General features: G+C 54.6%; 8 protein-coding genes and 1 pseudogene. 5 read left to right on the top strand and 4 right to left on the bottom strand.

The window, feature by feature from the left end; genetic code table 11:
* Positions 1–387, top strand: a pseudogene (locus ACMHXH_RS06230) (IS4 family transposase); the annotation flags it as partial.
* 42 nt (positions 388–429) lie between these two features.
* On the opposite strand, the gene arsJ reads toward ACMHXH_RS06230, so the two are convergent.
* The 4 genes from arsJ to ACMHXH_RS06210 all read right to left on the bottom strand — a co-directional run bounded on the left by arsJ (position 430) and on the right by ACMHXH_RS06210 (position 4133).
* Positions 430–1671, bottom strand: a complete 1242-nt coding sequence (gene arsJ / locus ACMHXH_RS06225; protein WP_335908274.1) for an organoarsenical effux MFS transporter ArsJ — start codon at positions 1669–1671, stop codon at positions 430–432.
* Positions 1672–1682: 11 nt separating this feature from the next.
* Positions 1683–2696: an ArsJ-associated glyceraldehyde-3-phosphate dehydrogenase gene (locus ACMHXH_RS06220; protein ID WP_144361056.1), complete on the bottom strand. Its 1014-nt coding sequence runs from the start codon at positions 2694–2696 to the stop codon at positions 1683–1685.
* Between the two features lie 13 nt (positions 2697–2709).
* Complete coding sequence (gene arsB, locus ACMHXH_RS06215) at positions 2710–3732, bottom strand: ACR3 family arsenite efflux transporter (protein WP_039034431.1); 1023 nt, start codon at positions 3730–3732, stop codon at positions 2710–2712.
* Between the two features lie 65 nt (positions 3733–3797).
* Positions 3798–4133 carry an ArsR/SmtB family transcription factor gene (locus ACMHXH_RS06210; RefSeq protein ID WP_215773504.1) on the bottom strand — a complete coding sequence of 112 codons (336 nt, stop codon included), beginning with the start codon at positions 4131–4133 and terminating at the stop codon, positions 3798–3800.
* Between the two features lie 595 nt (positions 4134–4728).
* On the opposite strand from ACMHXH_RS06210, the gene ACMHXH_RS06205 reads away from it, so the two are divergent.
* From ACMHXH_RS06205 to ACMHXH_RS06190, 4 genes are all read left to right on the top strand, one after another.
* Positions 4729–4908, top strand: a complete 180-nt coding sequence (locus tag ACMHXH_RS06205; RefSeq protein WP_039034429.1) for a hypothetical protein — start codon at positions 4729–4731, stop codon at positions 4906–4908.
* Between the two features lie 3 nt (positions 4909–4911).
* Positions 4912–6408 carry a sodium/proline symporter PutP gene (putP, locus tag ACMHXH_RS06200; RefSeq protein WP_071476858.1) on the top strand — a complete coding sequence of 499 codons (1497 nt, stop codon included), beginning with the start codon at positions 4912–4914 and terminating at the stop codon, positions 6406–6408.
* A gap of 105 nt (positions 6409–6513) precedes the next feature.
* A complete protein-coding gene (gene proB, locus ACMHXH_RS06195) occupies positions 6514–7656 on the top strand; it encodes a glutamate 5-kinase (RefSeq protein ID WP_039034427.1) in 1143 nt (380 codons plus the stop codon).
* Between the two features lie 46 nt (positions 7657–7702).
* Positions 7703–8950 carry a glutamate-5-semialdehyde dehydrogenase gene (locus ACMHXH_RS06190; RefSeq protein WP_039034426.1) on the top strand — a complete coding sequence of 416 codons (1248 nt, stop codon included), beginning with the start codon at positions 7703–7705 and terminating at the stop codon, positions 8948–8950.
* The last annotated feature ends 1971 nt before the right edge of the window (positions 8951–10921 follow it).

Genomic DNA, 10921 nt, shown 5'->3' with positions numbered 1-10921 from the left:
GGCTATCGGGAGATGAAGCAGCATCTTCTGGAGAGTCGCTTTACGTTACGCAGTCAATTGCCAGAGCTGGTTACCCAGGAATTATGGGGGGTACTGTTGGCCTATAACCTCATTAGATACAAGATGGTGTTGATGGCTAAAAGCTTACCGTCGTTACATCCGAACCAATTAAGTTTTAGAGATGCATCGAGTTATATCATTTTTAAACTGACTCAGCTGTCATCTCAAACGCCAGGGAATGTCCCGAGAGATGTCTTGGACATAGTGCGTAATGCGAGGCAGTTCAAGCTTGATGGGAAACGCGATAGAGCCTATCCACGTGCGTTAAAAATGAGTAAAAACAAGTATCCCATTAAGCCTAAGAAAAATGCCGTTCACACTAAGTGAACGGCATTACACTCCCTTATAGTCTAATTTTGCAATGGATCATTACGCCTCATGCTCTTGGGGCAGACCGCGGGAGATAATCAGAGTCAGCAGTAACATGGCGCTGGAAACCCAGAGGCAAGCCTCCAGCCCCCACCACTGAAACAGCGCACCGGAAAGCACTGTGCCCAGCAAGCGCCCGGCGGCGTTAGCCATATAGTAGAACCCCACATCCAGGGATACCCCATCCTCGCGGGCATAACTGACAATCAGAAAACTGTGCAACGAAGAGTTCACCGCAAACAAGGCGCCGAATAGCAACAGGCCGCCGATCAGCCAGACATGCGAGTATTGACTGCCAAGCCCAAGGGCGATAAGCGCCGGCACCAGAGTGAGCAAGCCGCACCAGAAGAGCGCCGCCGCCCGTCCCGGCAAGGCCGAGCCTTTATGCTTGCCAACTGTCTTGCCGTCGGCCCTGGCGGTCAGCCTGGGCGCCAGAGCCTGCACCAAGCCGTAGGCGATAATCCAGCCGGCCAGAAAGCCCCCCACTTGCCAGTGATCCCAGCCAAATTGGCTGGCCAGATACACGGGCAAGGCCACCACAAACCAAACATCCCTGGCGGCAAACAGAAACAGCCTGGCCGCAGAGAGAATATTCACCGCCCGGCTCTTGGAAAACAGCTCACTGAACTTGGGCTTATTCTTAGCCTGGCCCAGTTCTGCCTTGAGAAACAGCAGCGAGCTCAGCCACACCAAGGTCAAAACAGCGGCCATGGCGGCAATGGCACCGGCAAACCCCAACAGGCTCAGCAGCGCACCGCCGAGGAAGAAACCTATCCCTTTGAGGGCGTTCTTGGAGCCGGTCAACAGCGCCACATAGCGATACAGAGTCAGTCCCGCCTGGGCCGCATCCTTGGGTACCAGGGTCTTGATGGCACTCTTGGCACTCATCTTGTTGAGATCTTTGGCTATCCCCGACAGTGCCTGGGCTGCCATCACCCAGGGAATGGTCAGCCAGGCTTGAGGCACCAACAACATAGCCAGCGCCACTATCTGCAGCCCAAGGCCGATATTCATGGTGCGGTTGAGCCCCAAACGGGCGCCGAGCCAGCCGCCCAACAGATTGGTGACCACACCGAAAAACTCATAGAAGATAAACAGCATGGCAATGGCCAGCGCACCGTAACCCAACTGATAGAAATAGAGCACCACCAGCATGCGTAGCGCGCCATCTGTCAGGGTAAAGGCCCAGTAGTTGCCGGTGATCAACAGATATTGGCGCAGCGCCGGACTCATTTCAGCCATGGTGTTGTCCTTCAGGCATCCCGGTCCAAACGGCCCACCATCAGCGCCAACTCGGCGGTGCGATTGGCATAGCCCCATTCGTTGTCATACCAACAGTAGAGTTTGAGCTGAGTGCCGTTGATCACCATGGTGGACAGCCCATCCACTATGCAGGAGCGGGGATCTGTCTTGTAGTCCACCGACACCAGCGGCCGCGACTCGAAGCCGAGAATGCCCTTGAGCTCAGTCTCGGCCGCCTGTTGCAGCAAGTCGTTGACCTGCTGCTCTGTCACTGTTTGCTCCAGTTCAAACACACAGTCGGTCAGCGAGGCGTTGGCCAGCGGCACCCTGACCGCATGGCCGTTGAGGCGGCCTTTCAGCTCAGGGAAAATATGGGTAATAGCGGTGGCACTGCCTGTGGTGGTCGGGATCAGGCTCTGACCACAGGCACGGGCACGGCGCAGATCCTTATGGGGCGCATCCAATATAGTCTGGGTGTTAGTGATATCGTGAATTGTGGTCATGGAGCCATGACGAATACCGAAGTTCTCATGGATGACCTTGACCACAGGCGCCAGACAATTGGTGGTACAGGATGCGGCTGTCACTATCGGATGCCTGGCCGGGTCGTAACTCTGATGATTCACCCCCATCACCAGGTTGGCGACGCCTTCCTCTTTAACCGGCGCTGTCACCACCACCCGTTTCACCCCTTGATCAAGATAGGCCTGCAACAGCGCCTTGGTTTTCATCTTGCCCGAGGCCTCGACCACCAGATCGCATTGAGACCAATCACTGTCTGCAATGGCCTGATTGCGACTGGTCGCTATCCGCCGCCCGGCTATGACTATGGCGTTGTCCTCATGCTCGACTGGGTGCGACCAACGGCCATGAACCGAGTCAAACTCCAACAGGTGCGCCAGGGTGGCGGCATCACCCGCCGGGTCGTTGATCTGCACAAATTCGAGTTCCGGCCAATCCCAGGCAGCCCTCAAGGCCAGCCGCCCCATACGGCCAAAGCCGTTAATTCCCACCTTTATTGTCATCTCAGTTCTCCTTTTATTTGTTGGCCGCAAGCCAATTACCGCGGCGGCGATTGGCAAATGCCACCAGAGACAGCATCACAGGCACTTCCACCAGAACCCCAACGACTGTGGCCAGTGCCGCTCCCGAATGCATACCAAAGAGGGAGATAGCCACGGCAACCGCCAGTTCGAAAAAGTTGGAAGTGCCTATCATACAAGCCGGAGCGGCTATGTTGTGGGGCAGGCGCAAACGCTTCGCCAGCCACCAGGCCAGCAGGAAAATACCGTAAGTTTGCAGTAACAGCGGGATGGCGATCAGCACAATATTTTGCGGCTGGGCCACTATGGTTTCGGCCTGCAGAGCAAACAGTAGCACTACAGTCAGCAGCAGTCCCAATATCGACCAGGGTTTGAGCCTGGACAGCAAGGCCGTGATCGCCCCTGGTCGGCTATTGAAGTGTTTGCGGGTCAATACCCCGGCTAACAAAGGCAGCAACACATACAGCGCCACAGACAGAATCAAGGTTTCCCATGGCACCTGTATATCGCTCACCCCCAGCAGCAGCGCCGACAGGGGTGCGAAAGCAAAAATCATGATCACATCATTGACCGATACCTGCACCAGAGTGTAGTTGGCATCGCCGCGGGTCAGTTGACTCCAGACAAACACCATAGCGGTACAAGGAGCGACTCCGAGGAGGATCATCCCAGCGATATACTCCTGCGCCGTTTGCGGCTCTACCCAAGGGGCAAACAGAAAACGGAAAAAGAGCCAGCCAAGCAGCGCCATGGTAAAAGGCTTCAGCAACCAGTTGATCACCAGCGTCAGCAGCAATCCCTTGGGATTTCGGCCAACATCCTTGATAGCGGAAAAATCGATTTGCACCATCATGGGATAGATCATCACCCAGATAAGTATGGCGATCACCAGATTGACATGGGCGTATTCCAGCGCCGCAATTGCGGCAAATACACCAGGTGCCAGATAACCCAGCGCTATCCCAGCTAAAATGCACAGCCCTACCCACAGGCTGAGCCAACGTTCAAAAATGCCCATACATCCCCCTCTCCGGTTCCCCGGCGGTTAACTTCCGGCGCTCAAGTGATAGATTTTGGCCGGTTTTAACAGCAAGCTTGCGGCCTCGAGGCCATAGCCTCCAGCCGAGTCAGCTCATCAGCAATAAAGCCAGGGTTGGCCGTCAGTGTGTCCCGCAGCAACTGCTCGCACCAGGGTGCCAGTTCGGGGCTGAGACGATAAAACACCCATTGGCCCCGGCGTCTGTCCTGCAGCAGCCCCTGAGTTCGCAGCTGCGCCAGATGACGGGAAACCTTCGGTTGACTCAAGGCCAGGGCCTCAGTCAACTCGCAGACACAAAGCTCTCCCTGCTGCAGGATCAACAGCAGGCTGCGCAGCCGGGTTTCATCAGCCAAGGCTTTGAAAAAAATGGTTAGTTCCATGATAAATGCCGCTCCTTAAGGCCAATATTCGGCCAGCCATACATCTGCCGTTTCAGTTGCCACTCAATTGAACACCTTCAGCAACCGGCAAGACATATGGATAACCAGATATATGCTAAATCATATATAAAAACGCCTATAGTTCAAGCGCTATTTTGAGGAGTTTATCGAGTTGGAATTGGAGAGCTGGCCCAGTGATTACACGGGTTTGCAGTGGTTCGCTTGGCAGAAGCGGACGCTATCGCAAATTAATTTTAAACTCTAATTATTTCCGGCTTATTTCAGAGCTTGATTACAAAACAGTTATAGCTCAAATCGAGATTTAATCACTTGTCTTATAATTGCATGCAATATATTAAAAATTGATAAGCTTAAGAAAATAAAAGCATAACTATATGATTTTAAATAAACAAAACACCAAACACCCAGTAATAGCCTAGTGATTAACTCAGATATAAACTTGATCATTTTCTGATAAACATGAATAATATCGTTCGAACCAAAACCATTTGAACACTAATCAATTAATTGGTTAGCCTTCAAGTGGTTTTTCGCCAGTCCAACTTTAGCTGAAACTTAAGGAAGGAGAATCACGATGAATGCCAACAGCTCACAGGAGTCTGACAGTCATCTTTCACGCTACCAAATCAGCCTCAGAGATAAAGCCAAGTACCTGATCCAATTAGGGTGTTTCTGGCTCGTACTCTCAACCTACCTGTACCCATTCTGCAAACAAAAACTCAATCAAGCCTTCAGTGGCAATAACGGGCACTAATCTATGGATTATTCGAGTTATATCTCTTTGGCCATCTACTTTGTGGTCATGCTGGCGATAGGCCTGTTTGCCTATCGCAATTCTACCGATGATATTTCGGGCTACATTCTCGGCGGCCGTCAGGTCAGCCCTCAGGTCACGGCGCTGTCGGCAGGTGCTTCCGATATGAGTGGTTGGATGCTGATGGGTCTGCCGGGCGCCATGTTTGTTATCGGCTTCGACACCATCTGGATTGCGCTGGGCCTGCTTATCGGCGCCTGGTTCAACTATCTGCTGGTAGCCCCCAGGCTCAGGGTTTATACCCAGGAAGCCGATGACGCCCTGACACTGCCGGACTTTTTCAGCAAACGCTTCGAGAAGAAAAATGGCTCGGTGCGGATGATTTCTGCCGCGGTGATCATACTCTTCTTTACTCTCTACACCTCTGCCGGCCTGGTCGCCGGGGGCAAACTGTTTGAATCCGCCTTCGGCCTGAGTTACCAACTTGGCCTGGTGATCACTGTCTCAGTGGTGGTGGCCTACACCCTATTGGGGGGCTTTCTGGCCGTCAGTATGACCGACTTTGTGCAGGGCTGTATCATGTTTGTCGCCCTGGTGATGGTGCCTATAGTGGCTTTTCAGGAGTTCAACAATGGCACTGAAATGATGGCGCAGGCCAATCACACCATAGTGCCTCTGTCTGAATCTGTGGAGAAAATGAGCCTGCTGGCGATTGTTTCCAGCATGGCCTGGGGACTGGGCTATTTCGGTCAACCACACATCATAGTGCGCTTTATGGCAATTCGTTCGGTGAAAGATATCAAGACCGCCCGCAACATAGGCATGAGCTGGATGTTGGTGACCATACTCGGCGCCCTGGCCACAGGTCTTATCGGTGTCGCCTATGTCAACAAGTTCCACCCAGGGCTGCAGGATCCGGAAACCATCTTTATTCTGTTCTCGGAAATTCTGTTCCACCCCTTGGTGAGTGGCTTCCTGCTGGCGGCGATTCTGGCTGCCATCATGAGCACTATCTCTTCACAGCTACTGGTATCATCCAGTTCACTGACCGAGGATGTTTACCGCGCCGTGTTCCACAAGGACATAGACGAGAAGAAGCTGGTGAATATAGGCCGTTTCGGGGTATTTGCCGTTGCCGCCGTGGCCACCTTGCTGGCCCTGGATAGCAACAGCAGCATACTGTCACTGGTGAGTAACGCCTGGGCCGGTTTCGGTGCCGCCTTCGGGCCACTGGTGCTGTTCAGTCTGTTCTGGTCGAAGATGACCCACTCGGGCGCCGTTGCCGGTATTCTCACCGGCGCCATCACAGTGCTGCTGTGGATCCTGCTGCCGGTATTGCCCGATGGCAAGACACTCTCCAGCGTGATCTACGAGATAGTTCCCGGCTTTATCATGAGCTCTGCAGCGATAGTGCTGGTCAGTCACTTTGGTCAGGATCCCTCACACTCAGTGCAGAAGACCTTCCATGCGACCCGGGAAAAGCTGCTGCAGGTCAACTAATAACTGGATAGAACAGCTCCCCAATTAGACCCGGTGGCAGACACCGGGTCTGGTTTCAATCCCCACTCCGCTTCGAAGTAACACCTCAAATAGGTTAAGGAAGTTATGAATAAGCAACCAAGGCAACGAATTGTTCTAAAAGTCGGCAGCGCCCTGATTGCCCCTGACAGACAGGGCTGTAGCTCGCGCTATCTGCTGGCCATAGCCCAATTCATTGTGCGCTGCCGCGCCAAAGGCATTCAAACCATACTGGTTTCTTCCGGCTCAATTGCCGCCGGAGCCCACAGGTTTCCACTCAAACCTGGCAGTGAAGTCAATAGCCCAGAGGCCCAGGTGGTACTGAAAAAAGCCATGGCCGCCGCCGGGCAGACTGAGATGATGGCGACCTGGGATAAGTTTTTCGACTTTCCCACGGCGCAAATTCTACTGACCCATGGCGATCTGCGCGACAGAGAGCGCTATCTGTCGATTAGGGAAACCGTGTTTACCCTGCTGGATCACGACATACTGCCGATCCTCAACGAGAACGATACCGTCACCACAGATGCGCTCAAGGTGGGTGACAACGACAACCTGTCGGCCATGGTGGCAGCCGCTGCCGACGCAAATACCTTAGTGATCTGCTCGGATATTGATGGTCTCTACAACAAGAACCCGCATCTGCACAGCGATGCCGAGCTGCTGCCCGAAGTCAATAAAATCGATGCCACCATCTATGCCATGGCCGGCGGCAGTCACAGCGATGTCGGCACCGGCGGCATGCGCACCAAGATAGAAGCAGCAGAAAAGGCCAGCTCCCACGGCATTGATACTTACATAGTCAACGGCTTCAAAGAAGAGAGCTTCAATGCCCTGTTGTCGGGCCGCAATCCCGGCACCCTGTTCCGGGCATCCGAAACCCCGCTGCAGGAGCGAATGCACTGGCTGACCCACACAGTGAGGGCGCAGGGGGAAGTGATAGTCACCTCCGATGAGGTGATGGATAGCGCCAAGGATTGCGCCGAGCTTTCCAGCAATGAAGTACTTGAGGTCAAAGGCAACTTTGCCGCCGGTGATACCATACTGCTGTGCAGCGACGACGGCACCCGTCTGGCCAAGGCTCGCAGCAACTACAGCAGCCGCCTGCTGAGTTTTATTGCCGAGCAGGAAGACCCCGAACTGGCCGACAGCTTCACCGATAGCCTGGGCGGCATAGTCTCGGAAAAAGATATCGCCCTGCTCTGTAAAACGCCGCAACTGGAGAAATAACAGTGGCCCGCCACCAGAGTAGCGCAACGAACAAAGGAGGACCTAAATGAGTCTGATAACCACACTGGCAAGCTCAGCGGCCAAGGCGGCCAGAGAGCTGGCACTCATAGACACCCAAACCAAAAATCAGGTGCTGAAGGCGATGGCCCAAGCGCTTCTCGCTGAAAATGACAATATTCTCAAGGCCAATAAGGAAGATCTCCTTGCTGCCCGCAGTGCAGGCCTCAGCGAAGCCATGCTCGACCGGCTGACCCTGACGCCAGAGCGGATCGCCGCCATGGCCAGCGGCATAGACACCATAGTCAAGCTGGACGATCCCGTGGGTCAGCGCCGCGAGCTTGGCCGCCGCCCCAACGGTATTCAGATAAGCAAGCTCAGAGTGCCGCTCGGGGTGGTCTGTATGATCTATGAGGCGCGCCCCAATGTGACCGCGGATGCCGCAGCGCTGTGTTTCAAATCGGGCAACGCGGTAATACTGCGCGGCGGTAAAGAGGCACTCAACTCCAGCCTGGCGATAGCCAAAGTGCTGCACAAAGTGCTGCAAGAGTTCAAACTGCCAACCGCGCTGGTATCCGTGGTGCCGGATCCCGACCGCGCCCTGATGCTGGAACTGTTACAGCAGCGCGACTATATCGACCTGGTGATCCCAAGAGGCGGCGAAGGCCTGATCAACTTTGTCAGCGACAACTCTAAAATCCCGGTTATCCAGCATTTTAAAGGCGTTTGTCATCTCTATGTCGACAGAGATGCCGATGTGGAAAAGGCGCTCAACCTGCTGCTCAACGGCAAGACCCAGCGCACTGGCGTCTGTAATGCCCTGGAGGGCCTGTTGGTACACAAGGATATCGCCAAAGTCTGGCTGCCCATCGCCGCTCAGGCCTTGGCCGACAAGGGGGTGAAGATCAATGCCGATGAAAAGGCGGCGCCCTTCTTCGACCAGGCCACTGTGCTGACGGAAGAGGAGTTCGGCCAGGAATACCTGAGCTTGGAAATCGCCGTGCGCCAGGTCGACTCACTGGCGGATGCCATGGAGCATATCGCCCGCTTCGGCAGCCACCATACCGAGGTGATCTGCACCGAAAGCCAGCAAGCGGCGCAACAGTTTCAGCAAGGGGTCGATGCCTCTGTGGTGATGGTCAACGCCTCATCGCGCTTCAGCGACGGCAGCGAGCTGGGGCTCGGTGCCGAAATCGGTATCGCCACTACCAAGCTGCATGCCTACGGCCCCATGGGACTGGAGTCATTGACCACGGAGAAATTCCTGGTCAATGGCACAGGTCAGACACGCGACTGAGGAAGGGGTTGGCAATAGCGGGGCTTAATGCCAAACCGCTATTGCCTTATAAACACAAGAGATTGTCCGCTGCATAGCGAGCCCTGCCACTGAGGCTAATATAGCTTCAGGCCTCAATGCAGCCCATCACCTGCGGTGCGCTTTCGCACAGGCGATCCTGTGACTCGGCGTTAATACGTCCATGTAGCCTCGTCGAAAACATCCTTGTTTTCGACGGTCACAGTCCCGCCTACGCCTGGAAAATAGGCGTATGTCTGCAGCTCAAAACAACTCTGTGTGGGAAGAATTGCACCAATTCCCCCTTCGGAGCCGCCGCGGGCGTTGTTGCAAATTGGCGTAGCCGAGACAGGGATGTCGAGGCTCGAAGGTCGAGCAAGGATGCGAGTCCTGAGTGTAGCCAATTTGCTTTATAAGCCAGCGGGGATTTCGGCTACGTCGGGGTGTCCTTGGGGATGCAAGGGGTTTTGGACAAGCAAAGCCCCTTGCCCGGTGTGGTGTGGAACACCACAACTTTAGGCCGCTGGCACAGCGGCTAGCATTGCTTTCAGCTCAAAATAGCCAAATAACATAGATTGAACTTCCAGCAACGGATGTCTCCCATTGCCTGCCGCAGGCTTATGCACAGGCGATCCTGTGACATGGCGAGAGTCGCGTAGCGACATGCTTACGAGCGAGAGCCAGGGATGGCGAGCTGGCCGTTAAACAGGGAAGTTGTTGTGAATACATCTCTGTAGCCTCGACGAAAACATCCCTGTTTTCGACGGTCACAGTCCCGCCTATGCCTGGAAAATAGGCGTATGTCTGCAAACTCTTCAGATATTTCAAACTACTCCATTCTCACAGAATGCACCGGCTCCCGCTCGAAGCGGCCGCAGGGCGTTGATGACAATCGCGTAGCTGAGGGCGAATGCTCGCCAGTGGCGAGTGTGTTTATGAGCGCGAGCCAAGGAAGGCGAACGGGCCTTTATCCATGGAAGGATCTGGATGCCGAAGCAGCGCCAGTCGAATCAGGGGCGAGTGTCGCCTAGCGACGAGCTAACGAGCGCGAAACAGGATGTTGAGCTGGGCCAGAGTCACATGGATGTGACTCTGAGCGTCTGGCGCGATAGCGAATTGACATCATAAGCACAAGGGGTTTTCCGCTGCGTCGCGGGTCGCTAGGGGTTTGGAAAGGGGGCGAGTCGATACAGCCCCCTTTCCTCGGGTGTGGGGCTAAGCTCCACGACGTTAGGCCGCTGGCACAGCGGCTATCATGGCTTTAAGCCAAATCTCACCAATGAACTGCTCACAAAACTGTAGCCTATCACCTGCGGTGGGCTCTCGCACAGGCGATCCTGTGACTCGGCGTGAATACATCCGTGTAGCCTCGACGAAAACGTCCCTGTTTTCGACGGTCACAGTTCCGCCTGTGCCTGGAAATAGGTGTATGTCTGCAAATACTTCAGATGTTTCAAGCTACTTAGAACTAACAGAGTTGCACCTATTCCCCCCTCAGTGTCGCCGACAGCCGTTGGCGCAAATAACGTGGCTGAGGGCGAATGCTCGCCGGTGGCGAGTGTGCTTATGAGCGCGAGCCAAGGAAGGAGAGTTGGCCGTTGTGCGGCATTTACACCACGACTTTACGCCGCTGGCACAGCGGCTATCATAGCTTCAAGTTAAAAGTCGCTAAGTTAGTATTGGCCGAGCTTCCGGCCTCGATGCAGCCCATCACCTGCGGTGCGGATGGGCAGGAAGCCCGAATGCCGTGAAGGACAGGACGTCCGAGAACAGTCTCCCGCACAGGCTTCCCCTGTGACATGGCGAGAGTTGCGCAGCAACGTGCTTACGAGCGAGATCAAGAGATGGCAACTTGGCTGTTATGCATTGAGGCATTTGAACCACAACTTTAGGCCGCTGGCACAGCGGCTAGCATTGCTTTCAGCTCAAAATAGCCAAATAACATAGATTGAACTTCCAGCAACGGATGTCTCC

This window comes from Shewanella sp. BJSY2023SW001 (assembly GCF_047314685.1).
Classification (GTDB): Bacteria; Pseudomonadota; Gammaproteobacteria; order Enterobacterales; family Shewanellaceae; genus Shewanella; species Shewanella indica.
The sequence above is the reverse complement of the archived record's forward strand: the minus strand, read 5'-3'. Positions and strand labels throughout refer to the sequence as shown.